Consider the following 25,486-nt stretch of genomic DNA (forward strand, 5'->3'; position numbering starts at 1 on the left):
TTCATCGGTCTCTCGGATCGAGCGCGTCGCGCAGGCCGTCGCCGACGAAGTTCAGTGCAAACAGCGTCGACACGAGGAAGAAGGCGGGGAACAAAAGCAGCCAGTTGGCGGTGCCGATGTTCTTGGCGCCGACGGAGATGAGCACGCCCCAGCTGGTCATCGGTTCCTGCACGCCAAGGCCGAGGAAGGACAGGAAACTTTCCAGGATGATGACCTGCGGCACCAGCAGCGTCATGTAGATCACCACTGGTCCGAGCAGATTGGGGATGACATGGCGCAGCAGGATGCCGCGCTGGCCGACGCCCATGGCTTCGGCCGCCTGGACATACTCCTGCCGCCGGATCGACAGCGCCTGGCCGCGCACGATGCGCGCCATGTCGAGCCACAGCACCGCCCCGACCGCCAGGAACATCAGCACGAAATTGCGGCCGAAGAACACCACCAGCATGATGACAAAGAAAATGAAGGGCAAGGAATAGAGCACGTCGACGATGCGCATCATCACCTCGTCGATCTTGCCGCCGGAAAAGCCGGCCGCCGCCCCGTAGAGGACGCCGATGACCACGGCGACAATGCCGGCAAGCAGGCCGATGGCCAGCGAGATGCGCCCTGCCATCAGCGTTCGCGAGAGAAGATCGCGACCGGTGTTGTCGGTGCCGAACAGGAAGTACTGCTGTTTGACCGACGCAGTCATAGTCAATTCGAGCCCGTCGGCCGATTTGCTCTCTATCTTGGTATCGTCGAAGGCATCGGAGCGGTCGAGATAGCGGATGTTGCGGTCGTCGATCGGTTTGGTCGAGGTGACGGTGACGGTGACGCGACTGCCGTCCAGTTTCCACTCCTTGATGTCGACGCGCATGCGCTTGATGGCATCCTTGAGCGCCGTCTCGATCATGTCGGGCTTCGGATAGGCTGAAAAGCTTGGCGGCGTGCGCACATAGTCGGCATAGATGGTGGTGTACTGATGCGGCACGAACCAGGGGCCGAAGATGCTGATGACGCCAATGAAGGCCAGGTAATAGAGGCTGAACATGGCGGCGCGGTTGGCTTTGAGGCGCGCCCATGCGTCGCCCCAGAGCGAGCGGCCGACGACGGCCGGCGGAGCGGCGGCGACTGTGATGTCAGTCATAGCGCACCCTCAGTCATAGCGTACCCTCGGGTCGACGACCGCGTACATGACGTCGACGATCAGGTTGAAGACGATGGTGAAGAGCGCGATCACCACCACGGTCCCCATCACCAGCGTGTAGTCGCGGTTGAGCGCGGCATCGACGAAATAGCGGCCGACACCGGGAATGGAGAAGATGGTCTCGACGATGACCGAACCGGTGAGCAGCGCCGCGGCTGCCGGGCCGGTGAAGGAAACGATCGGCAGGATGGCGCCGCGCAGCGCGTGCTTGACCACCACCGACCAGTCGGAGAGGCCGAGCGCACGCGCCGTTCGGATATGATGCGAACGCAAGCTCTCGATCATCGACCCGCGCATCAGGCGGGCAACGATGGCGATCTGCGGCAAGGCCAGCGTCAGCACCGGGCCGATCTTGTTGATCAATGCGCCATCACCCCAGCCGCCGATCGGCAACAGCTTCCAGGTCAATCCGAACACCAGCTGAATCACAGGAGCGATGACGAAGGTGGGGATAGTGCTGCCGGCGGTCGCCAGCGCAATCACCGTATAGTCGCCAAGCTTGTTCTGGTTGAGCGCGGCGATGGTGCCGAGCACCGAACCAAGCAGCAGCGCCAGGATCAGCGCCGAGGTGCCGAGCTGGACCGATATCGGCAGCCCCTTGGCAAACAGTTCGGTGACGGTGAAGTCAGGCAAATTGTAGCTCGGCCCGAAATTGCCGCGCAGGAGATTGCCGAGATAGTGGGCATATTGCAGCCAGAGCGGATCGTCGAGGCCGAACTGTGCTTCCAGATTGGCCCTGATCTCGGGACTGAGGCCCCGCTCCTGATTGAAGGGGCCGCCCGGTGCGACGCGTATCAGGAAGAACGCCATGGTCACGATGACGAACAGCGTCGGAATGGCGGTCAGAAGCCGCCGTAAGATGTATCGCAGCATTGGCGCCCCGCTTCGGCCAGAGCGACATACGTCCATGCGGACGCATTGCCACGCTCCGGCGCCAAATCTTCGCACCGGGCTTGCCGAAAATCGACCACGACTTTCGGACCGGTGCGATGACCGACCAGTCCGCCGCGCCCAAATGGGGCGCGGCGGTCCAGTCAAGGATGATTATCAGTCCTTGGAGACGAAGCGGGACGGATGGATGTCCATCACATTGTCATCGAAGCCATGCAGCTTCGAGGAAACGATATCGTGGAAGCTGTAGTAGAGAAGCGGAATGTTGCCGACGTCATCGACAAGGATGCGCTCGGCCTCGGTGAGGTCCTTCATGCGCTCTTCCGGCTTGCCGCCGGCAGCCGCGGCCTTGTCCATGGCCGCCTCATATGCCGGGCTGACGTAGTTCGAATAGTTGTTGCCGCTGGCCTTGCGGGTGATGCCGAGGAAGGTCTCGGGATCCTTGTAGTCGGCGATCCAGGCGGCACGCGCCACGTCGTAGTTGCCCTTCTGCTCGAGGAAGGAATAGTGGGTCTTGGTATCGGTGTTGAGCAGCGTGATCTCGACGCCAAGCGGCTTCAACTGTTCCTGGATGGCAACCGCGGTGTTCTTGTGGTTTTCCGAGGTGTTGTAGCGGATCTCCATCTTCAGCGGATGCTCGGGCGTATAGCCGAGTTTCTCAAGGATCTTCTTGGCGGCGTCCTCGCGGTCGATCTGCGGCATGTCGGCGTATTTGGCCATTGCCGGCGTGTAGCCGGCGATGCCCGGAGGCACCATCGAATAGCCAGGCAGCATGGAATTCTGCCAGACCTTTTCGGCCAGGAAGTCGCGGTCGATAGCCATCGAGATGGCGTTGCGCAGCTCGACATTGTCCCAGGGCGCCTTGTCGGTCTTGATCGCGTAATAATAGGTGCCGAGATACGGTCCGACGCGGACCTGATCGCCGAACTTGGTCTTGAGGTCAGCGAGCTGTTCGGTCGGCAGGTCGCCGTAGCTGTCGAGTTCGCCTGCCTCGAAGCGCTTCATCGCCGAAGAGCGGTCTTCGGTCGGGATGTAGTTGACGACGTCCATCTTGACGGTCGCGGCATCCCAGAATTTCGGATTCTTGACCAGCTTCATGTGGTCGTTGGGAATCCACTCGGCCAATGTGTAGGCGCCGTTCGAAACGAGATTGCCCGCCTTGATCCAGTCGGCGCCGAGCTTGTCGATCGAGGCCTTGTTGACCGGGTAGGTAGCCTGGTGGGTCAGCATCTCCAGGAAGTATGGCGTCGGCGCCTTCAGCGTCACTTCCAGGGTGTTGGCGTCGATCGCCTTGACGCCCATGTCCTCGGGCTTGCCTTTCTTGGTGTTGACTTCCTCGGCGTTCTTCACGGGATAGAGCATGGAAGCGTATTCGGCGGCGGTCGCTGGATCCTCCAGCCTACGGAAGGAATAGACGAAATCGTCAGCCGTCACCGGGCTGCCATCCGACCACAAGCCGTCCTTGCGCAGCTTGAAGGTGTAGACGGTGCCGTCATCCGATACCGTCCAGCTTTCGGCGGCGCCCGGGATGAGGTTCGTCTTCTGATCGTGCATGACCAGTCCCTGGAACAGGTCGCGTATGATATCGGCTTCGTAGACGGTCGAGGTCTTGTGCGGATCGACCGTCTCCGCTTCGGCGGCGCTGCCTCTGTTATAGACGGTCTCGGCAAGGGCCGGCGTCAGGAACGTGCCTGCGGCAAAGGTCATGGTCGCGGCGACAAGCGTCGCCTTCAGCATATTTTTCAGCATGAAGTCTCTCCCTGTGGCGCTGCCCATCGGCTGCGCCTTACGAGTGTTGACGCCCCGGAACCGATTTCTGGCCCCTTCGAGCGCGCCGCCGGTTCCCGTTCCGGCAGCTGGTGGCAGGAGACTAGACAGACGGAAATATTATTTCAACCGAGTCTTGCTTGACGCCAAGTGAGCATCCTCACCTTAAACCAGCCATAGCTAATCTATATTACAAGATCCAATTGGGTGCAGCTTGTGGTTGTCCTGTAATTTTGGGTTTTGCCCTCAGCAGTTGTCATTAGCGCAACCATCTGGAAACATTCCAGGAATGCAGTTCGTGGCCAAGCTCAACGAAAGTACCTAAGAAGCCCGAAAATGGAAAACGTGGCGCCGGTGACGTTGCGCGGATCACTCGGCACGGTTGCATGCGGACACGATCTTTTTTGAAGCCGGACGGCGTCCCTGAAAGATCAGCCTACCTTGCCGACAAACCAGCCCAGGGCCGGCAGCAACAGCCCCTCCTCCTGCAGGACGGCACCGCCACCCAGAGCGATCGCCTCGACAAGCTGGAGATCCGGCGGCAGCCGCCAGTCGGCCGGCTTGTCGGCGAAATTGAAGACGCAGAGCAATATCTCGTCCTCGCCCTGCCGGATGAAGGCAAGGACATCGCCGTCGGTATCGAGAAAGCGGATCGGGCCCTTGACCAGCGCCAGATGCGCCTTGCGCAAGGCAAGCATCGTCCGGTAGCCGGCGAGCACGGACTTGTCGTCGGCGTTCTGGATATCGACCGCCCGAGCGCGGTGGCTTTCCGGCACCGGCAGCCAGGGTTTTCCCGAGGAAAAACCGGCATTGTCGGCGCCCGCTTCCCAGACCATCGGTGTGCGGCAGCCGTCCCTGCCCTTTACCCCCGGCCAGAAACGGATGCCGACGGGATCGCGCAGATCCTCGAAGGTCAGTTCCGCCTCCTCCAGCCCAAGCTCTTCGCCTTGGTAGAGACAGATCGAGCCCCGCAGGCAGGAGAGCAAAGCGATAGCGAATGTCGCCACCGCATCTGGATCGCCGCCCGGCCGCGTCCAGCGGCTGACATGGCGCACGACATCGTGGTTGGAGAACGCCCAGCAGACCCAGCCGTCGGCGACAGCTGCCTCGAAGGCCTCGACGCAGCCGCGCACATGGGCGGCTGAGAATTGCTGACCGAGCAGGTCGAAGGTGTAGCACATGTTGAGCTTGTCGCCGCCGGATGTGTAGGCGGCCAGCGTCTGCAGCGAACGGCCTTCGTCGCCGACCTCGCCGACACTGGCGCGGCCGTCATATTCGTCGAGCAAAGCGCGGAAGCGCCTGAGGAAACCGAGGTTTTCCGGTTGCGTCTTGTCGAACAGATGCTCCTGGAAGAGATAGGTGTTGGTTTCGCCATTGGTGCCGGCGACGCTCGACGCCAGCGGCGGATTGCTGCGCAGCCAGCGGTCGTGGACATAGTAGTTGACCGTATCCAGGCGGAAGCCGTCGACGCCGCGCTCGAGCCAGAACCGCACCGTCTGCAACAACGCGTCTTGAACCTCAGGATTGTGGAAGTTGAGGTCCGGCTGCGAGGCGAGGAAATTGTGCATGTAGTATTGCCGGCGGGTCGCGTCCCACTCCCAGGCCGGGCCGCCGAAGACCGACAGCCAGTTGTTGGGCGCGTTGCCGTCCGGCCTGGTGTCGGCCCAGACATACCAGTCAGCCTTGGGATTATCCTTGCTGGCACGGCTCTCTACAAACCATTCGTGCTTGTCGGAGGAGTGCGACAACACCTGATCGATGATCACCTTCAGGCCGAGCCTGTGCGCCTCGGCAACCAGCGCGTCAAAGTCGTCGAGCGTGCCGAACATCGGATCGACCGCCTGATAGTCGGAGACGTCGTAGCCCATATCGGCCATTGGCGATTTGAAGAAGGGCGACAGCCAGACGGCGTCGACGCCGAGCGAGGCGACGTGCGCCAGCCGTGAGGTGATGCCTGAGAGGTCGCCGCTGCCGTCGCCGGTGGTGTCCTGGAAGGAGCGAGGATAGATCTGGTAGATGACGCAGCCGCGCCACCAGTCGGCGCTCTGTTCGGGTCCCGGCTGGGCATTGTCGTCGGCCATCACGGACCCTTCCTGGCGCGGGCCTTTGCGGTCCGGCGCTCGATCATGAAACTGACACTGCGGCCGGGCAGCGGCCACGCGAGGTCGACCGCTTGCGCTTCAACAGCCGGCTGCCATTCAAACCCTTGCCGCGCGGGCAGCGTGAAGACGCATTGGCGGCGATCGCCATTGACGATCACAGCCAGGCGGCCTTCCCCGCCATCGCCGAGCAGCATGACGAGGCGATGGCGCGAGCCATCGTTCCAGTCGGCTTCGCCGAGCGGCGCGCCGGTCTCGGTCAGCCAGGCGACGTCGGGCGTTTCAGAACCGGCCGGCGGCTCTCCGGTCAGGAAGCGCGTATCGGAAAGCGCCGGCACCGCGCCGCGCAGAGCTGCGAGCGCGGACACATGGGCTTCCAGCCCGACGTCGCGCCCGGCCCAGTCGAGCCAGGTGATGGCGTTGTCCTGCGCATAGGCGTTGTTGTTGCCCCCTTGCGTGCGGCCGAATTCATCGCCCGCCGTCAGCATGATGGTGCCGCGCGAGGCAAACAGAGTGGCGAGCAGCGCGAAGCGATCATGGGAACGGGCCTCGGCAATCGCCTTGTCCGAGGTTTCGCCCTCGACGCCGTTGTTCCAGGACAGGTTCTCATTGTGGCCGTCGCGGTTCTTCTCGCCATTGGCTTGGTTGTGCTTGGCTTCATAAGCGACGATATCGGCCAGCGTCATGCCATCGTGCGCGGCGATGAAGTTGACCGTGCGGCTGGCGGATTGGCCCTCCCTGCCGAACACATCGGAGGAGCCGGCGAGCCTTGTCGCCAGCGCACCGACCGTGCCGGCATCGCCGCGCCAGAAGCGCCTGACGTCGTCGCGGTAGCGGTCGTTCCATTCGAGGTAAGGCGGCCGGAAATTGCCGAGCTGATAGCCATTCGGGCCGATGTCCCAGGGCTCGGCGATCAGCACCCTGTCGGCAAGGATGGGATCGGTTGCGATGGTTTCGAGCAACGGGGCTGCCGGATCGAATGCGCCATCGACGCGACCGAGGACCGGCGCCAGGTCGAAGCGGAAACCGTCGACGCCGGCTTGGCGGACGAAATGGCGCAGCGTGTCGAGTACCATGTCACGAACGACCGGATGGTCGCAGGCGATGGTATTGCCGGTGCCGGTATCGTTGGCCAACCTGCCGTCCGGCTCGCTGCGGTAGTAGGCTTGATTGTCGAGGCCGCGCAGCGACAGCGTCGGCCCGAGCCGGTCACTTTCGCCGGTATGATTGAAGACGAGATCGAGGATGGTGCCAATGCCAACCCTGCGCAGCACCCCCACAGTATCGCGCAACTCGGCGAGGCCGCCGGGCGCCAGGCCCGGGTCGAGCGCCATGAAGGTGACTGGGTTGTAGCCCCAGGCATTGCTGAGGCCCAGCGGCGGCAAATGGCGCTCATCGACCCATGCCGTCACGGGCATTAGCTCAACGGCGGAGACGCCGATCTTCTTGAGATGTTCGACGATAGCCGGATGGGCAAGGGCTGCAATGGTGCCGCGCTGCGCTTCCGGTACGTCCGGATGCAGCCTGGTGAAGGAGCGGACGTTGAGTTCGTAGATCAGGCCGCCTGGCTGGAACAAAGGCGGCTTGGCCGGCAGCGGCTTCGGTTGAGCCCGCGCGATGGTCTTCGGCATCAGTGGCGCGGTGTCGGCGCCTTCGTTGCGCCGGGCGGCAAGCCGCCAATGATGCTGGTAGGGCCGGTCGATCTCGACGGCGTAGGGATCGGTGAGCAGCTTGTCGGGATCGAACCACAGCCCGCGCTCCGGCGCATATTCGCCGTCGGCGCGAAAGCCGTAGCACGTACCTGCGGCAAGGCCGGCGACGAACAGCGCATGGACGCCCTCGCCTTCCGGCTGGAGTTCGAGCCGGTCGGTTTCGCGAGCGCCGGTGTCGCCGAAGATCGACACCCAGAGCCGCCGCGCGGACGACGACCAGGCGGCGAAGCGGATGCCTTCGGGAGTGACGGTTGCGCCGAGCTGGGTCATCGGCGCATCCTCCACCCTCGCCCTTGTGGGGAGGGTCGCGAACGAAGTGAGCGGGGTGGGGGTCGGCGCGGGGAAAGCGCTTTACGAGCACCCCCAACCCGATCCTCTGCGCGGATCGACCCTCCCCACAAGGGCGAGGGTAAAGACGTCACCACCCTCAAGTAATCACGCTCGGCTTGTTGCGCCCGGTGTGGCTCTTGATCCCGGCGATATCATCGGCAGCCGCGATCAGGTCGGCGAGCGCCTCTTGCGTGTCGAGATCATGCCGCGCTCTGTCCGGCTCGTAGCGCTCGATGTAGACGCGCAGCGTAGCACCCGACGTGCCGGTGCCGGACAAACGAAACACGACACGCGAGCCGCCTTCGAACAGGATGCGGATGCCCTGGTTCTTGCTCACCGAACCGTCGACCGGATCGTGATAGGCGAAGTCGTCGGCATTGGCGATCTTCAGGCCGCGCACGCTGGTGCCGGGCAGCGAGGTCAGCTTGGCGCGCAACTCGTCGACCAGGGCGTTGGCGCGCTCGGTTTCGACCTCCTCATAGTCATGACGTGAATAGTAATTGCGGCCGTAGGTCGCCCAATGTTCGGTGACGACGTCCTTGCAGCTTTCGCCGCGCACGGCCAGGATGTTCAGCCACAACAGCACCGCCCACAGCCCGTCCTTTTCACGGACATGGTTCGAGCCGGTGCCGGCGCTTTCCTCGCCGCAGATCGTTGCCATGCCGGCATCGAGCAGATTGCCGAAGAACTTCCAACCGGTCGGCGTTTCGTAGATGCCGATGCCGAGCTTTTCGGCGACGCGGTCTGCCGCGCCGCTGGTCGGCATCGAGCGGGCGATGCCTTTGAGGCCGTCCTTGTAGCCCGGCGCCAACTGCGCATTGGCGGCAAGCATGGCCACCGAATCCGACGGGGTGACGAAAATGCCCTTGCCGATGATCAAGTTGCGGTCGCCGTCGCCGTCGGAAGCGGCGCCGAAATCGGGCGCATCCGGTCCCATCATCTCGTCATAGAGATGCTTGGCGTGGACCAGGTTCGGATCCGGGTGATGGCCGCCAAAATCCGGCAGCGGCTTGTAGTTGCGGCAGGTGCCATTCTCCGCGCCGAGCCGGCGCTCGAGGATTTCCTTGGCATACGGCCCGGTGACCGCATGCATGGCGTCGAAGCGCATGCGGAAGCCGTATTTGAAATTGGCGCGGATGGCGTCGAAGTCGAACAGGCTCTCCATCAATTCGGCATAGTCGGTGACCGGGTCGATAATCTCGACCGCCATGCCGCCGGCGGTCACCGTGCCGATCTTGTCGATGTCGATCTGGTCGATGTCGGCGGTCTTGAAGCTCGAAATCGTCTTGGTCTTTTCGAAGATCGCGTCGGTCAGCTTTTCCGGCGCCGGGCCGCCATTGCCGGCATTGTACTTGATGCCGAAATCCTCGTGCGGGCCGCCCGGATTGTGACTGGCCGACAGGATGATGCCGCCGAAGGTCTTGTATTTGCGGATGACATGCGACGCCGCCGGCGTCGACAATATGCCGCCCTGCCCGACCATCACCTTGCCGAAGCCGTTGGCCGCCGCCATGGCGATGGCGTTCTGGATGACCTCGCGGTTGTAGAAGCGGCCGTCGCCGCCGATCACCAGCGTCTTGCCCTCAAAGCCCTCCAGCGCGTCGAAGATCGACTGGATGAAGTTCTCGGCATAGTGCTCCTGCTGAAAGACAGGCACCTTCTTGCGCAGGCCGGACGTGCCGGGTTTCTGGTCGAGATAGGGTTTGGTGGCGACGGTCCGGATCATGCTTCAGGCAACCCTTTTCGAAAGCAGCAGGCGGTAGAGTTCAACGTATTTGTCGGCGCTCTTGTCCCAGGAGACATCGGCCTTCATGCCCTGGCGCTGGATCTGTTCCCAGACGGCCGGGCTCGAATGCGCATCGACCAGCCGGCGGATGGCGTGCAGCATGGCGCCGCCACTATTGGGCGCGAACTGGAAGCCGGTGGCGACACCGGCCGAGATCGCTGCTTCATTGGCGTCGATGATGGTGTCGGCAAGGCCGCCGGTGCGGGCGACGACCGGCACGCAGCCATAGCGTAGGCCGTAAAGCTGGGTCAGCCCGCAAGGCTCGAAGCGCGACGGGATGACGATGGCGTCGCAGCCGCCCTGCATGGTGTGGGAAAGCCCCTCGTCATAGCCGACGACGACGCCGACACGGCCGCGATGGCGGGCGGTGGCAGCCAGCAGCGCGCCTTCCAGGCCGGCGTCGCCTGAGCCGAGGATCGCCAGCCGCGCGCCGGTGGCGACGACGCCGTCGACCACAGCCGCCAGTATGTCCATGCCCTTCTGCCAGGTCAGCCGGCTGACGACGCAGACGATCGGACTGTCGTCGCGCTCGAGGCTGAAGCGGTCCTCGACAACCGCCCGGTTGGGAAGCCGAGCCTTGAGCGTCGCGGCGGAGTAGGCCGACACCAGATGCTTGTCGGTCTCCGGGTTCCAGATGTCGGTGTCGATGCCGTTGACGATGCCGTAGAGGTCGGAAGAGCGCATGTTGATCAGGCCGTCGAGGCCCATGCCGAATTCCGGCGAGCGGATTTCCTGGGCATAGGTGGGGCTCACCGTGGTGATCGCCCAGGCCGCCTGCAGGCCGGCCTTGAGGAAGCCGACGCCGCCATAGTATTCTACGCCGTCGAGCACCATCGCCGCGGCCGGCAAGCCGAGCTCGCCAAAAATGCCGGCGCCGAACTGACCCTGGAAGGCAAGGTTGTGAACCGTGATCAGCGACGGCACGCCGACCGCCTTGCCGTAGCGCATATAGGCCAGCGTCATCGCCGACTGCCAGTCATGGGCGTGGACGAGATCCGGCTGGTAGCCGGAAATGGCGCCGCCGGCGATATCGCCACCGACCTGGCTCAGCGCAGCAAAACGCCGCCAATTGTCGGGCCAATCGGCGCCGGCCGCATTGCCGTAAGGGCCGCCGGGACGATCGTAGAGATGCGGCGCGTCGAGCACGAACAGGTCGAGCCCGGCGATCTTGACGGCATGGACCGAAGCCTTGCCGCCCTGCAGCAGCGGGTATTGGTAGACAGCCTTCTTTTTCTTGAATGCGTCCATCACCTGGGGAAAGCCGGGGATGAGCGTGCGCATGGTCACGCCCCTGGCGGCCAGCGCGATCGGCAATGCGCCGGTCACGTCGGCAAGTCCGCCGGTCTTGATCAGCGGGAATATCTCGGGCGTGACCGACAGAACCTGCATGCGTTTATGGTACCCCGTCTTACAGCTTCAGCTTGTCGATCATGTCCTGCGTGACCAGGCAGATGCCCTTTTCCGAAACCCGGAAACGCTTGGCGTCGAGAACAGGGTCTTCGCCAACCACCAGCCCTTCCGGTATCCTTACACCGTGGTCGATGACGACGCGCTTCAACTTTGCGTTCCGGCCGACATGAACGTCGGGCAGCATGACGACCTCTTCCAGCGTCGAATAGGAGTTGATGCGCGCGCCGGTGAAGATCAGGCTGCGCTTCAGCGAAGCACCCGAGACGATGCAGTCGCCTGAGACCAGCGAGGAGACGGCCGAACCGCGCCGGCCATCCTCGTCATGCACGAACTTTGCCGGCGGCTTCAATTCGGCATAGGTCCAGATCGGCCAGTCGCGGTCGTAGAGGTCGAGTTCGGGAGTGATGTCGGTCAGGTCGATATTGGCTTCCCAGTAGGCGTCGACCGTGCCGACATCGCGCCAATAGGCTTCGTTCTCGGCCGTCGAGCGCACGCAGGACTTGGCGAAACGGTGCGCGATCGCCTTACCGTGCTGGACGATGTAGGGGATGATGTCCTTGCCGAAGTCGCGGCTCGAACCCGGCTCGGCCGCATCGCGGCGCAGCTGTTCCATCAGGAACTTGGTCTTGAAGACATAGATGCCCATCGAGGCCAGCGCGAATTCCGGCTTGTCGGGAATGCCGGGCGGGTCGGCGGGCTTTTCGACAAAGGCGATGATGTTGTCCTTGCCGTCGACATGCATGACACCGAAGCCGGTCGCTTCCAAGCGCGGCACTTCAAGGCAACCGACAGTGACATCGGCATTGGCATCGACGTGCTGGCGCAGCATCAGCTCGTAGTCCATCTTGTAGATGTGGTCGCCGGCCAGGATGACCATGTATTCGGGGCCATAGGCCTCGATGATGTCGATGTTCTGGTAGACGGCATCGGCGGTGCCTTCATACCACTGCGTTTCCGAGACACGCTGCGAGGCCGGCAGGATGTCGAAACTTTCGTTTCGCTCCGGGCGCAGGAAGTTCCAGCCGCGCTGCAGGTGGCGGATCAGCGAATGCGCCTTGTACTGGGTGGCGACACCGAGGCGACGAATGCCGGAATTCAGCGCATTGGACAGCGCGAAATCGATGATGCGCGTCTTGCCGCCGAAATAGACAGCCGGCTTGGCGCGGCGGTCGGTCAATTCCTTGAGCCGGCTGCCGCGGCCGCCGGCCAGCACATAGGCCATGGCATCGCGCGCCAGCGGCTGGGTTCTCTTCAAGTCTGCCATTTTTACCCTCCCAAATTACCAGTCTGGAGCATCGCCCGGTCCGCAACGAGTCGACGGACCTAATCCGAAACGAGTTGACGGACCTAGTCCGCAACGAGTTCAAGCATGATCGTCGACAGCGGCGGCAAAAGCATCGTTGCCGAAATGCCTCCTCCTTCCGCCCTGGCTTCGACCACACCGCCATTGCCCTTGCCCGAACCACCGTAGTCCGAAGCGTCGGTGTTGATGATTTCGCGCCATTTGCCGACCTTGGGCAATGGCACGCGATAATTGTCTCGCGGCACTGGCGTGAAGTTGGAAATGACGGCGATCGGGTTGCCGTCGGGCGCGCTGCGCAGCCAGGCGAAGACCGAGTTTTCCTTGTCGTCGACGATCAGCCAGGAAAAGCCGTCCGGCTCGCAGTCGCGCGCATGCAGCGCCGGGCGCGAGCGGTAGAGATAGTTGAGGTCGCGCACCGTCTGCCAGACGCCGCGATGCGGGTGGAAGTCGAGCAGGTCCCAGTCGAGCGCGCGCGCCTCGCTCCACTCGCGGCGCTGGGCGAATTCCTGGCCCATGAACAACAGCTTCTTGCCGGGATAGCCCCACATGAAGGCGTAAAAGGCGCGCAAAGTCGCGAACTTCTGCCAGTCGTCGCCGGCCATCTTGCCGAGCAGCGTGCCCTTGCCGTGCACGACCTCGTCATGGGACAGCGGCAGCACGAAATTCTCGGAGAAGGCGTAGGTCAGGCCGAAGGTCAGGTCGTTGTGGTGATGTTTGCGGAAGATCGGCTCCTTGGCGAAATACTCCAGCGTGTCGTGCATGAAGCCCATGTTCCATTTGAAGCCGAAGCCCAGCCCGCCTTCATGCACCGGCGCCGAGACCTTCGGCCATGAGGTCGATTCCTCGGCGATGGTCATCACGCCGGGATGGTGGCCGTAGACCTCCTTGTTCATCTTCTGCAGGAAGGACACCGCTTCGAGGTTTTCGCGGCCGCCTTTCTCGTTGGGGATCCATTCGCCAGCCTTGCGCGAATAATCGAGGTAGAGCATCGAGGCCACCGCATCCACGCGCAAACCGTCGACATGGTATTTCTCGGCCCAGAACAGCGCATTGTTGACCAGGAACGACACCACCTCGCGGCGGCCGAAATTGTAGATCGCGGTGTTCCAGTCGGGATGAAAACCCTTGCGCGGGTCGGCATGCTCATAAAGTGCTGTGCCGTCGAAATTGGCCAGGCCATGCGCGTCGACCGGGAAATGCGCCGGCACCCAGTCGAGGATGACGCCGACGCCGGCGCGGTGCGCACCGTCGACGAAACGGGCGAAGCCGTCGGGGTCGCCGAAGCGCGCCGAGGGGGCATAAAGTCCGGTTGTCTGATAACCCCATGACGGGTCATAGGGATGTTCGGAGATCGGCAGGAACTCGATGTGGGTGAAGCCGGTCTCGACAGCATAGGGGATCAGCTGGTTGGCGAGTTCGTCCCATGACAGGAAGCTGCCATCATCGTGCTGCTGCCACGAACCGGCATGGACCTCGTAGATCGATATGGCTTCGCGCCGGGGATCGGCCTTTCGCCAGTAATTGCGATGCGCCTCGTCGCCCCATTCATGCGCCGGCGGCACCGCCGTCACTGAGGCTGTGGCCGGGCGCAATTCCGACTTGAAGGCGAACGGATCGGCCTTGAGCGGCAGGCGCACGCCGTCCGGGGCAATGATCTCGTATTTATAGGGGTGGCCGGCGCCGATATCGGGAATGAACAGCTCCCAGATGCCGGTGTCGCGGCGGTCGCGCATCGTATGGCGGCGGCCGTCCCATTCGTTGAAGTCGCCGACCACCGAGACACGCCGCGCATTGGGCGCCCAGACGGCGAAGTGTACGCCGGAGGCGCCCTCGTGATCGATGAGATGAGCGCCGAGCTTGTCGAACAGCCTGAGATGCGACCCTTGGGCGATGTAATAATCATCCATCGGGCCGAGTACCGGGCCGAAGGAATAGGGATCGGTCAGCCACCAGTCGCCGCCGGCATTCTTGGCGTGATAGCGCAGCGGCTGACGTTTCTTGATCGACAGTCTGCCTTCGAAGAAGCCGGCGTCGTCGCGCCGCGTGAGTTCGCCGGCCGTCTTGCCGGTCAGCGTATAGGCGGTGACGAACTCGGCATTGGGGACGAAGCAGCGGGCAACCAGGCCCTTGTCGGCTTCATGCACACCCAGCACCGCGAAGGGATCACCATGCGTGCCTGCAACAATTGCGGCGACATCGCCGGCTGACGCCAGCCCGTCCGACCCGCTCGTCGTCGCGGTCGCGCGCGGTTTCTTCATCAGGCGGTGTCCCTCCCTGGGAACCAGTTCTTGTGCACAAGACCCTTTGCTCGTGGCCTCATGCAATCATATCAGGCGGGCACGTTCCAGATTTCTTTCGCATATTGGCGGATCGTGCGATCGGAAGAGAACCAGCCGACGCGGGCAACGTTGCGGATAGCGCGCGCGTACCAATCGGGGCTGTTGCGCCAGACCGCGTCGACATCGCGCTGGGCGGCGGCATAGGCGTCGAAATCCGCCGCCACCATGAACCAATCGCTGTTGTAGAGACCGTCGACCAGCTCGCGGTAGCGATCCGGCTGGTCGGGCGAGAACACGCCCGACGATACTGCGGCAACAGCCTGCGCCAATTCAGGGGAGCCCTCGATCACGGCGCGCGGGTTGTAGCCATTGCTGCGCCGCTCGGCGACTTCCGCCGTGCTCAGGCCGAAGATGAAGATGTTGTCGTCGCCGACGCATTCCTTGATCTCGACATTGGCGCCGTCGAGCGTGCCGATGGTCAAGGCGCCGTTCAGCGCGAACTTCATGTTGCCGGTGCCCGACGCCTCCATGCCGGCAGTCGAAATCTGCTCGGACAGGTCGGCGGCCGGCATCATCACCTCGGCCAGGCTGACATTGTAGTTCGGCACGAACACCACTTTCAGCAGCCCGCGCACCGACGGGTCGCTGTTGATGACCTTGGCGACGTCGTTGGCCAGTTTGATGATCAGCTTGGCATTGTGGTAGCTGGGCGCCGCTTTGCCGCCGAAAAATTTGACGCGTGGCATCCAGTCCAGCTCGGGATGCGAGCGGATCTGGTCGTAGAGCGCGATAGCTTCCAGGATGTTGAGCAGCTGGCGCTTGTATTCGTGGATGCGCTTGACCTGGATGTCGAACAGCGCCGACGGGTCGAGCTTGATGCCGAGCCGGTCGGCGACCAGATTGGCGAGCTTGACCTTGTTGGAGCGCTTGACGGCGGCGAACTTGTCGCGGAAGGCGGCGTCGCCGGCAAAGGCTTCGAGCCCCTTTATGGCGTCGATGTCGTCGAGGAAACGGTCCCCGATCGCCGCGCGGGCGAGCGCGGTGAGGCCTGGATTGCACTGGATCAGCCAGCGCCGTGGCGTGATGCCGTTGGTCTTGTTGTTGATGCGATCGGGATAGAGCTTGTGGAGATCGGCAAACACCGTCTCCTTCATCAGTTCGGTGTGCAACGCCGACACGCCATTGATCGAGTGCGAGCCGACAAAGGCCAGGTTACCCATGCGCACGCGGCGGTCGCCATTTTCCTGGATCAGCGAGATGCGGCTGATCTGCTCATTGGAAAACTGGTTGGTGGCGCGGGCCTCAAGCAAAACCTGCGCATTGATGGCGTAGACGATCTGCATGTGGCGCGGCAAAAGCCGTTCGAACAGCGGCACCGGCCAGCTTTCCAGCGCTTCTGGCAGCAGCGTGTGGTTGGTGTAGCCGAAGGTGCGCTTGGTGATGTCCCAGGCCTGGTCGAAATCCATGCCATGGACGTCCATCAGCAGGCGCATCAGCTCCGGCACGGCGATCGCCGGATGGGTGTCGTTGAGATGGATCGCCGCCTTGTCGGGCAGCGAGGCGAGATCGCCATACTGGCTGAGATGGCGCTGGACGATGTCCTGCAGCGACGCGGTGGAGAAGAAATATTCCTGCCGCAGCCGCAGTTCCTGGCCGGCCTTGTGGGAATCTGCGGGGTAAAGCACACGCGACAAGGCATCGGCCTTGTTGCTTTCGGCCAGCGCGCCGATGTGGTCGCCGGCGTTGAACTTGTCGAGCAGGATCGGATCGACCGGCATGCCGGACCAAAGCCGCAGCGTGTTGACGCGGTTGGCGCGCCAGCCGACCACCGGCGTGTCGTAGGCGACGGCCTGGACATGCTCGGTCGGCTTCCAGACGTGACGCTCGAGCCGGCCATCCTTGGAGGTGATCGATTCCACCGAGCCGCCGAAGCCGACCTCGAAGGCACGCTCCCGCCGCTCGAACTCCCAGGGGTTGCCGTGGTCGAGCCAGGTTTCGGGCAGTTCGACCTGCCAGCCGTCATGGATCTCCTGGCGGAACATACCGTTGGCGTAGCGAATGCCGTAGCCGTGGGCCGGAATGTCGACGGTCGCCATGCTTTCCATGAAGCAGGCGGCGAGCCGGCCAAGACCGCCATTGCCGAGCGCTGCATCCGGTTCGAGCCCGGCGATGAGGTCGAGGTCGACGCCCAGCGACTTGAGCGCTTCTCGCATATTGTCCATCAGGCCGAGATTGGAGAAGGCATCGCGCATAAGCCGGCCGATGAGGAATTCGAGCGACAGGTAATAGACGCGCTTTTCCTGCTGGGCGTAGGCCTCCTGCGTCGCCTGCATCCAGTGATCGACGATGCGGTCGCGCACGACCTTGATCGAGGCGGTCAGCCAATCATATTGCGTAGCAACGGACGTGCCTTTGCCGACCCGGTATTTGAGAGCCAGCAAGACTTCGTCGGCCAGCGTCTTGGGATCGGGTATTTCGAGATCGGGGGCTTTGGCTGTCATTGTTCGCGTCATACTGCCTCTCGTGATCGTGCTGCGATCATACCGGCTTTCGCTCTCAGTCCCAGCCTATCCTAGTGCATCGCAACATACGTTCAATCGATTTAGACCAGCATGCCGCCAGTTCCCCTGCGGCAATTTATCCGTCGAGCGGATCAGGCAGCGAGTGCAGCCTCCGGCGGAACCTTCGCTCCCGTCATGAAGGCGACGGCGTCGGACATGGTATATTGCTTGGGATCGATGACGCAGAGGCGGCGACCCAGCCGATGGATATGGATGCGGTCGGCAACCTCGAAGACATGCGGCATGTTGTGCGAGATCAGCACGATCGGCAGGCCTCGCTTCTTGACGTCGAGGATCAGTTCCAGCACGCGGCGGCTCTCCTTGACGCCGAGTGCCGCGGTCGGCTCATCCATGATCACCACACGGCTGCCGAAAGCGGCGGCGCGCGCCACCGCCACGCCCTGACGCTGGCCACCCGACAGCGTTTCCACCGCCTGGCTGATGTTCTGGATGGTCATCAGCCCAAGCTCGGTCAGCTTGTCGCGGGCGCGCTTTTCCATTGCGGGCCGGTCGAGCATACGAAGCCAGTCGCCGAGGAAGCCGGGTTTGCGGATCTCGCGGCCGAGGAACATGTTGTCGGCGATCGACAGGGCCGGCGACAAAGCCAGGTTTTGGTAGACCGTCTCGATGCCCGCCTCGCGCGCCTCCATGGGCGATTTGAAAGCGACAGCTTTGCCTTCGAGACGGATCTCGCCTTCGTCGGGCACGGCGGCGCCGGAAATCGCCTTGATCAGCGATGATTTGCCGGCGCCATTGTCTCCGATGACGGCCAGGATTTCGCCGGGGTAGAGGTCGAAGTCGGCATTGTCGAGGGCGGTGACACGGCCATAGCGCTTGATCAGGCCGCGCGCGGTGAGGATGGGTTCCACGGTCATGCCGAAACCTTTCTGATCCATTGGTCGATCGCCACGGCGCCGATGATCAGCACACCGGTGAGCAGCACCTTCCATTGCGGATCGGCGCCCAGCATGTTGAGGCCCATCGAGACGACGCCGACGATCATCGCGCCGAAAAGCGTGCCCAGAATTGAGCCGCGCCCGCCGAACAGTGAAATGCCGCCAATCACCGTCGCGGTTATCGCCTGCAGGTTGTAGTCGGTGACGGCGGCTGACGGCGAGATCGAGCCGTTGCGGCCGATGGAAACCCAGGCAGCGAAAGCGGCGATCAACCCGGCAAGGGTGTAGACCGTCATCAACACCTTCTTGGTCTGGATACCAGACAGCTTCGCCGCCTCCTGATCATCGCCAACGGCGTAGACATGGCGGCCCCAGGCGGTGTGATTGAGCACGTACCAGAGGATCAAAACGAGCACGACCGTGGCGATGACGCCCAGTGTGAGCACCGCCGTGCCGATCTTGAAACTCAGGGCAAAGAGATGCAGCAGCGGCGCCTGGGCGTCGACGTCGGTATCGCGGATCGTCTCATTAGCCGAATAGATGAAGTTCGTCGCCATGACGATGTTCCAGGTGCCGAGCGTGACGATGAACGGCGGCAGCTTCATGTAGGCGACCAGCAAACCGTTGAGCAGGCCGCAGGCTGCGCCGGCGGCAAGCCCGATGGGCACTGCGAGCACGGCCGGCATGCCGTAGCTGACCGCGCAATTGCCCATGATCACGGCTGAAATCACCATGATCACGCCGATCGACAGGTCGATGCCGGCGGTCAGGATGACCAGTGTCTGCGCGGCACCGAGGATGCCGACGATGGCGATCTGCTGCAGGATCAGCGTCAGCGTATAGGATGAGAAGAAACGCCCGCCAATGGCGATGCCGAAAATTACGATCGACAGGACCAGCACAATCAGCGGCACCGCCGCCGGCGTGGAGTGCAGGAAATGCTGGATGCGCTTGACGGCCGATTTGTGCTCGTCAAAGGCGGCAACGCTTGTGTCGCTGCTCGAGAGAACCTTCTCGAATTCCTGTGCTTGAGCCATGTTTCCTCCCCTGGGCTTCAGCTCCATGCCGATACCCGCTCGCGCCTGTCCGGTCTGCTGCCGGGATTATTCGCGTGACGCATCGTCCACCCGAAGCGGCCGGGGATCAAGCCCCCGGCCGTCAGCTTGCCGCTGGCTGTCAGGCAGCCATCAGCCCCAGCACTTGGCGAGGCCTTCCTTGGTGTCGATCGACTTCACGCCATTGGCCGGCTTGTCGGTGACGAGGTTGACGCCGGTGTCGAAGAAGTTCTTGCCTTCGGTCGGCTTCGGCTTGGCGCCGTCCTTGGCGAAGGCGGCGATCGCCTCGATGCCGAGTGCCGCCATCTGCAGCGGGTATTGCTGCGAGGTGGCGCCAATGACGCCTTCGGTCACCGACTTCACGCCGGGGCAGCCGCCATCGACCGAGACGATCAGCACCTGGCTTTCGAGACCGACCGCCTTGAGCGCCTGGTAGGCGCCGACAGCGGCGGGCTCGTTGATGGTGTGGATGACGGTGATGGAGTTGTCCTTCTGCAGAAGGTTTTCCATCGCCTTGCGGCCGCCTTCTTCATTGCCGTTGGTGACGTCGTGGCCGACGATGCGGGCATCGTCCTCATCGCCGATCTTGTTGGGATCCTTCACGTCGATGCCGAAGCCCATCATGAAGCCCTGGTCGCGCAGCACATCCACGGTCGGCTGTGAGGGGGTCAGGTCGAGGAAACCGATCTTGGCGTCCTTGGCCTTGTCGCCGAGGGTCGCGGCTGCCCAGGCGCCGATCAGCTTGCCGGCTTCCAGATTGTCCGTCGCGAAGGTCGCGTCGGCGGCATCGATCGGGTCCAGCGGGGTATCGAGCGCGATCACCAGCAGGCCGGCGTCACGCGCCTTCTTCACCGTCGGCACGATGCCCTTGGTGTCGGACGCGGTGATCAGGATGCCCTTGGCACCGTCGGCGATGCAGCTTTCGATCGCCGCCACCTGGCTCTCGCTGTCGCCGTCGATCTTGCCGGCATAGGTCTTGAGGTCAACGCCAAGTTCCTTGGCCTTGGCGGTTGCGCCCTCCTTCATCTTGACGAAGAAGGGGTTGGTGTCGGTCTTGGTGATCAGGCAGGCGCCGACGCCGGCGGCCGATGCTGTCGAAGCAAACGCCATCAGGCCGAGGCCCGCCGCGGCGAACACGGTGGACTTCAATAATGCTTTGGTCACGATCTTCCTCCCATGGAACCATGCGGATGCCGCCAACCGGCATCTCGAGCGCATCCACTGAAGTTCTCCCAGTGTGGACGCGCCCTCAAATGACACCAGCGGGAGCCGCCTGTCAATAATTAAATCACTCTTATTTATTATTGACAGCTTTGCGCGGTTCACTCATTCTGCCGCAAAAGCAGTAAGAATAAACCAAGGGAAGGAACAAGGGTGGAGACCGGCATTGCGAGGCACGGTTCGCCCGAGGCGGCCGCCAGCCGTCTCCACCGTGGCACCAACCAGAGCGGCATGCGCGACCACAATGAGCGGCTGGTGCTGTCGTTGGTTCGCCAGCATGGCAGCTTGGCCAAATCAGACATTGCGCGCATGACCGGGCTTTCAGCGCAAACCGTCTCGGTCATCATGCGCGAACTGGAGGAAGACAGCCTGCTGCTGCGCCAGGCGCCGCTGCGCGGCAAGATCGGCCAGCCTTCGATCCCGATGGCGCTGAACCCCGAAGGCGCCTTCTTCATCGGCCTCAAGATCGGCCGCCGCAGCGCCGAACTGGTCCTGATCGATTTCCTTGGGCATGTGCGTTCCATGCTGCAGCATTCCTATCGCTATCCGGCGCCGCGCGAGACGGTGGAGTTCGTCACATCGGGCATGAAGACGATGCGCGCCGAACTGACACCTGCGCAGGACAAGCGCATTGCCGGGCTCGGCATCGCCATGCCGTTCGAACTGTGGAACTGGGCCGACACGGCGGGTGCGCCGCGCGATATCATGGACGAATGGCGCCACCGCGACATCCGCGCCGACATCCAGTCGCAATGCGAATTCCCGGTCTATTTGCAGAACGACGCGACGTCGGCCTGCGGCGCCGAACTGGTGTTCGGGCAGACCGGCGGGGCGCGCGACTTCGTCTATTTCTACATCGGCGCCTTTGCCGGCGGCGGCATCGTGCTCAACGGCCGGCTTTTTGGCGGACCGACAGGCAATGCCGGGGCGCTGGGTTCGATGCCGGTGCCGGGACCAGACGGCAAGCCGACGCAGCTCATCGACGTCGCCTCGATCGCAATGCTGGAAAAGGCGCTTAACGCACGCGGCATTGACGGCTCCTATCTCTGGACCTCGCCGCAGGAATGGGGCGAGATCGGCGCCGATCTGGACGACTGGATCGCCAGCGCCTCGCAGGCGCTTGCCTACGCCATTGTCGCGGCGTCCTCGGTGATCGATTTCGAGGCCGCGGTGATCGATGGCTGGATGCCGCTCGCCGTACGCCGCCGGCTCGTCGATGCAGTCAGGCAGGCGATCGGCACGATTGACGGCGAAGGCCTGAAGCTTCCGGTGGTACGCGAAGGCACCGTCGGCATCCATGCCCGGGCGCTGGGCGGCGCCAGCCTGCCGCTGTCCGAACGCTTCCTCATCGGTTCGACCACCATTCCCCGGAGCACCTGAATGCTGATCGGTATTCCGTCGCTGCTCGGTCCGGAGCTTCTGGCGACATTGCGCGCCATGGGCCATGGCGACGAGATCGCGCTTGTCGACGGCAACTATCCGGCGGAAGAACAGGCAAACCGGCTGATCCGCGCCGACGGTCTTCACCTCATACCGGTGCTTGAAGCCATTTTGAGCGTTCTGCCGGTGGATGATTTCGTGCCGGAAGCGCTGTTTCGTGCCTCGGTCAAAGGCGATCCCTCGGTTGCAAATCCGGTCCACCTCGAGATCGAGGCGATCTGCACCAGGCGCGCGCCGGGCCGCAAGGTGGTTGCGCTGGCGGGCGCCGACTTCTATGCACGCGTCCGGTCGGCATATGCGATCGTCGCCACCAGCGAACCCCGGCTCTATGCCAACATCATCATCCGCAAGGGCGTGATCTATCCGCCGGAGAACAAGAAATCATGATCCTCTGCTGCGGCGAAGCCCTGATCGACATGCTGCCGCGCACCACGACACAGGGCGAGCCGGCCTTTGCGCCCTATGTCGGCGGCGCGGTGTTCAACACGGCGATCGCGCTTGGCCGCCTCGGCGCGCCGGCCGGCTTCTTTTCCGGCCTGTCGTCGGATCTGTTCGGCGGCCAGTTCCGCGAGGCGCTCGGCGCAAGCAAGGTCAGTTCCACCTATGCGCACACCTCCCCTCGCCCGACCACGCTCGCCTTCGTGCGGCTCACCAACGGCCAGGCGACCTACACTTTCTACGACGAAAACACCGCCGGGCGCATGCTGACGACAGAGGATCTGCCGAAACTGGGCGCCGAGATCGAAGCCATGCTGTTTGGCGCCATCAGCCTGATTTCGGACCCGGCGGGTGCTGCCTACGAAGAATTCATGAAACGCGAGCACGAACGCCGCGTCATGATGCTCGACCCCAACATCCGGCCGAACTTCATCCCCGACAAAGCCAAGCACCTCCGGCGCATCCGCTCGATGATGGCGATGGCCGACATCGTGAAGCTATCGGATGAGGATCTGCACTGGTTCGGCGAGGCCGGCTCGCATGAGGACGTCATCCGCAACTGGCTGGATCGCGGCCCGAAGCTGATCGTCGTTACCCACGGCAGCGAAGGTGCCGTCGGCTACAGCAGGGAACACAAGGTCACGGTGATGCCGCATAAGGTGGAGGTGGTCGACACGGTCGGCGCCGGCGACACTTTCAATGCCGGCATTCTGGCCTCGCTGCACGAGCAAGGCCTGCTCACCAAGGCCGGGATCGGCGGCCTTTCGGAGGACGCCATCCGTCAGGCGCTGGCGCTCGGCGCCAAAGCGGCGGCGGTGACCGTGTCGCGGGCCGGCGCCAACCCGCCCTGGCGGCACGAAATCGCCTGATCCACGCTTAGTCGCCGCCAGCCGCTGCAAGCAGCCGATCACTTTATGTTTCCGCGAGCCGGAAAGACGCACTGAATTAGCCGGATTAATAGGCGGCGAAGCCCGGATTTCCGGCATCTTGCGGCAATGCAGGGAAAGCCTGAAGTAACAGGCTGCGACACCCAGACAACCCGTCCCGCGGCCGGTCCGGCTTTCTAGACCGGCCCAACTCTGGTACCAGCGGCCCGGTTAAGTTGTTGTTTCTGTGCGTGTCATTGTCCCCGGGGCAGCCCGCACCACACCGTTTTTGAGGCCGACATGCAGTTCATCGATCTTGGCGCGCAGCGCGAACGTATCCGCGACCGGCTGAAGGCCGCGATCGACAATGTCGTCGAGGAAGGCCGCTATATCCTCGGACCGCAAGTCACCGAATTCGAAAACAAGCTCGCAGCCTATATCGGCACCAAGCATGTCGTGGCCTGCGCCAACGGCACCGACGCGCTGCTGTTGCCGCTGTTTGCCGCCGGTATCGGCCCCGGCGACGCGGTGTTCGTGCCGAGCTTCACCTTTGCCGCGACGGCGGAAGTGGTGGCGCTTGCCAAGGCCGAACCGGTTTTCGTCGATGTGGACGCCGAGACCTACAACATCGACATCGCCAGCCTCGAGGCGGCGATCGCCATGATCAAGAAGGAAGGCCGGCTGAAGCCGAAGGCGATTATTCCCGTCGACCTGTTCGGGCTTGCCGCCGACTACGAGGCGATCATGGCGATTGCCAAGCGCGAAGGGCTGCTGGTGATCGAGGATGCGGCGCAGTCAATCGGCGGTTCGGCCGACGGCACATTGTGCGGCGCCTTCGGCCATGTCGGCTCGACCAGCTTTTATCCGGCCAAGCCGCTGGGCTGCTACGGCGATGGCGGCGCGATGTTCACCAATGACGACGCGCTGGCCGACCAGCTGCGCTCGTTTGCGTTCCACGGTAAGGGCGAGACGCAGTATGACAATGTCCGCGTCGGCATCAATTCACGCCTCGACACGATCCAGGCGGCGATCCTGATCGAGAAACTCGCCATCCTCGAAGACGAGATGGTCGCCCGCCAGGTGGTGGCCAAGCGCTACGCCGAAGGTCTCGGCGACATCGTCAAGGCGTCACGCAATCTGGGCGGTGGCCGCTCGGCCTGGGCGCAATACGCCATCGAGACGCCGAAGCGCGACGGGTTGAGGGCGCATCTCGGCGAAAAGGGCATCCCTTCGGTGATCTATTATGTGAAGCCGCTGCACGAGCAGGTCGCCTATCGCGACTATCCGCGCACGCCGACCGGGCTTGCGGTTTCGGAGGAACTGCCGAAGCGCATCCTGTGCCTGCCGATGCATCCCTATCTCAGCGAAGCCGACCAGGACCGCATCATCGAGACGATCCGCAACTACATTGGCTCGAACTCGGCGCATGTAGCGGCGGCGTAAGTTACGCCGCGTCCGCCGCCTTCCCGCTCGCAATAAAATGCGGGTTGGCGAAATCCTCGTCGTCGCTCTGTTTGCGCTTGCCATAGGTGAGCGGCTCGCCGTCCAGCGTGCGCGTCATGCCGCCGGCGGCGCGCAGTACGGCGTCGCCGGCCGCCGTGTCCCATTCCATGGTGCGGCCGAAGCGCGGATAGATGTCGGCTTCGGCTGCGGCGAGCAGGCAGAATTTCAGCGATGAGCCGACCGAGACGATCTCGGCGGCGCCGAGATCCTTGATGAAGGCTTCGGTCTCCGGGGTGTTGTGCGAGCGGCTGGCAACGACCGCCAGCGGCGTGACCGCCCTCCTAACCGAAATCCGCCGGCGGCCGACGATACGGAAGTCGCCATCGACCTCGATTGCTTCGGCCCAGCCCGGCCGTCCAGAGAAGAACCGCCCGCTGCACGGTGCGAAGACGACGCCGATCTCCGGCACGCCGTGCCGGACAAGCGCGATGTTGACGGTGAAATCGGTCCGGCGGTTGACGAATTCCTTCGTTCCATCGAGCGGATCGATCAGGAAGAAGGCGCCATCCAGATCGGGCGGCACAATGCCTTCGGCGACCTCTTCCTCGGCCACGCAGGGAATATCGGGATAGGCCGCACGCAGGCCGGCGAGGATGATCGTCTCGCTCTCGCGGTCGGCTTCCGTGACCGGCGAGGAGTCCGACTTGCTGTCGACCGCGCAGCCGGCCTTGAAGACCCGCATCACCTCGCGTCCGGCTTCGAGCGCCAGGCGCTCGAACACGTCGAGCATCACTTCGTCG

17 protein-coding genes and 1 pseudogene are annotated in these 25,486 nt (G+C 63.3%); 4 read left to right on the forward strand and 14 right to left on the reverse strand.

Going from position 1 to position 25,486, the window contains the following annotated elements:
* Position 1: 1 nt before the first annotated feature.
* From ACYG9R_RS03465 to ACYG9R_RS03525, 13 genes and pseudogenes are all read right to left on the reverse strand, one after another.
* Complete coding sequence (locus ACYG9R_RS03465; protein ID WP_023824218.1) at positions 2-1,129, reverse strand: ABC transporter permease; 1,128 nt, start codon at positions 1,127-1,129, stop codon at positions 2-4.
* Positions 1,130-1,138: 9 nt separating this feature from the next.
* Positions 1,139-2,062: an ABC transporter permease subunit gene (locus ACYG9R_RS03470; protein WP_023684574.1), complete on the reverse strand. Its 924-nt coding sequence runs from the start codon at positions 2,060-2,062 to the stop codon at positions 1,139-1,141.
* 426 nt (positions 2,063-2,488) lie between these two features.
* Positions 2,489-3,856 (reverse strand): annotated as a pseudogene (locus ACYG9R_RS03475) (peptide ABC transporter substrate-binding protein); the annotation flags it as partial.
* A 422-nt stretch (positions 3,857-4,278) separates the two neighbouring features.
* The gene (gene bglA / locus ACYG9R_RS03480) at positions 4,279-5,928 is read right to left on the reverse strand and encodes a beta-galactosidase BglA (RefSeq protein ID WP_023702236.1); all 1,650 of its coding nucleotides are present in this window, start codon (positions 5,926-5,928) and stop codon (positions 4,279-4,281) included.
* Positions 5,928-7,928 carry a glycogen debranching protein GlgX gene (gene glgX, locus ACYG9R_RS03485; RefSeq protein WP_023824219.1) on the reverse strand — a complete coding sequence of 667 codons (2,001 nt, stop codon included), beginning with the start codon at positions 7,926-7,928 and terminating at the stop codon, positions 5,928-5,930. Before glgX ends, bglA begins: the two co-directional genes overlap by 1 nt.
* 157 nt (positions 7,929-8,085) lie before the next feature.
* The gene (locus ACYG9R_RS03490; RefSeq protein WP_023754827.1) at positions 8,086-9,714 is read right to left on the reverse strand and encodes an alpha-D-glucose phosphate-specific phosphoglucomutase; all 1,629 of its coding nucleotides are present in this window, start codon (positions 9,712-9,714) and stop codon (positions 8,086-8,088) included.
* A 3-nt stretch (positions 9,715-9,717) separates the two neighbouring features.
* Positions 9,718-11,163: a glycogen synthase GlgA gene (gene glgA / locus ACYG9R_RS03495; protein WP_023824220.1), complete on the reverse strand. Its 1,446-nt coding sequence runs from the start codon at positions 11,161-11,163 to the stop codon at positions 9,718-9,720.
* 19 nt (positions 11,164-11,182) lie between these two features.
* Positions 11,183-12,448, reverse strand: coding sequence for a glucose-1-phosphate adenylyltransferase (gene glgC, locus ACYG9R_RS03500; RefSeq protein WP_023715696.1), 1,266 nt, complete (start codon positions 12,446-12,448; stop codon positions 11,183-11,185).
* 83 nt (positions 12,449-12,531) lie between these two features.
* A complete protein-coding gene (gene glgB / locus ACYG9R_RS03505; protein WP_023824221.1) occupies positions 12,532-14,745 on the reverse strand; it encodes a 1,4-alpha-glucan branching protein GlgB in 2,214 nt (737 codons plus the stop codon).
* A 71-nt stretch (positions 14,746-14,816) separates the two neighbouring features.
* The gene (locus ACYG9R_RS03510) at positions 14,817-17,279 is read right to left on the reverse strand and encodes a glycogen/starch/alpha-glucan phosphorylase (RefSeq protein ID WP_023824222.1); all 2,463 of its coding nucleotides are present in this window, start codon (positions 17,277-17,279) and stop codon (positions 14,817-14,819) included.
* 140 nt (positions 17,280-17,419) lie between these two features.
* The gene (locus ACYG9R_RS03515) at positions 17,420-18,202 is read right to left on the reverse strand and encodes an ATP-binding cassette domain-containing protein (protein ID WP_023670726.1); all 783 of its coding nucleotides are present in this window, start codon (positions 18,200-18,202) and stop codon (positions 17,420-17,422) included.
* Positions 18,199-19,260, reverse strand: a complete 1,062-nt coding sequence (locus ACYG9R_RS03520; protein ID WP_023670725.1) for an ABC transporter permease — start codon at positions 19,258-19,260, stop codon at positions 18,199-18,201. The genes ACYG9R_RS03515 and ACYG9R_RS03520 overlap by 4 nt, the downstream gene beginning before the upstream one ends.
* Before the next feature lie 150 nt (positions 19,261-19,410).
* Complete coding sequence (locus tag ACYG9R_RS03525; RefSeq protein WP_081725578.1) at positions 19,411-20,388, reverse strand: sugar ABC transporter substrate-binding protein; 978 nt, start codon at positions 20,386-20,388, stop codon at positions 19,411-19,413.
* A 264-nt stretch (positions 20,389-20,652) separates the two neighbouring features.
* On the opposite strand from ACYG9R_RS03525, the gene ACYG9R_RS03530 reads away from it, so the two are divergent.
* From ACYG9R_RS03530 to ACYG9R_RS03545, 4 genes are all read left to right on the forward strand, one after another.
* The gene (locus ACYG9R_RS03530; RefSeq protein ID WP_023824223.1) at positions 20,653-21,879 is read left to right on the forward strand and encodes an ROK family transcriptional regulator; all 1,227 of its coding nucleotides are present in this window, start codon (positions 20,653-20,655) and stop codon (positions 21,877-21,879) included.
* On the forward strand, positions 21,880-22,326 hold the full coding sequence (locus tag ACYG9R_RS03535) for an RbsD/FucU family protein (RefSeq protein WP_023824224.1): 447 nt from the start codon (positions 21,880-21,882) through the stop codon (positions 22,324-22,326). It begins immediately after the preceding gene.
* Complete coding sequence (locus tag ACYG9R_RS03540) at positions 22,323-23,246, forward strand: carbohydrate kinase family protein (protein WP_023684582.1); 924 nt, start codon at positions 22,323-22,325, stop codon at positions 23,244-23,246. The genes ACYG9R_RS03535 and ACYG9R_RS03540 overlap by 4 nt, the downstream gene beginning before the upstream one ends.
* Before the next feature lie 297 nt (positions 23,247-23,543).
* Entirely contained in the window at positions 23,544-24,686 is a 1,143-nt protein-coding gene (locus tag ACYG9R_RS03545; protein WP_023824225.1) for a DegT/DnrJ/EryC1/StrS family aminotransferase, read from the forward strand.
* 1 nt (position 24,687) lies between these two features.
* On the opposite strand, the gene cysQ is transcribed toward ACYG9R_RS03545, so the two are convergent.
* On the reverse strand, positions 24,688-25,476 hold the full coding sequence (cysQ, locus tag ACYG9R_RS03550; RefSeq protein ID WP_031196090.1) for a 3'(2'),5'-bisphosphate nucleotidase CysQ: 789 nt from the start codon (positions 25,474-25,476) through the stop codon (positions 24,688-24,690).
* Positions 25,477-25,486 lie beyond the last annotated feature (10 nt).

Source organism: Mesorhizobium sp. RSR565B (genome assembly GCF_054719465.1).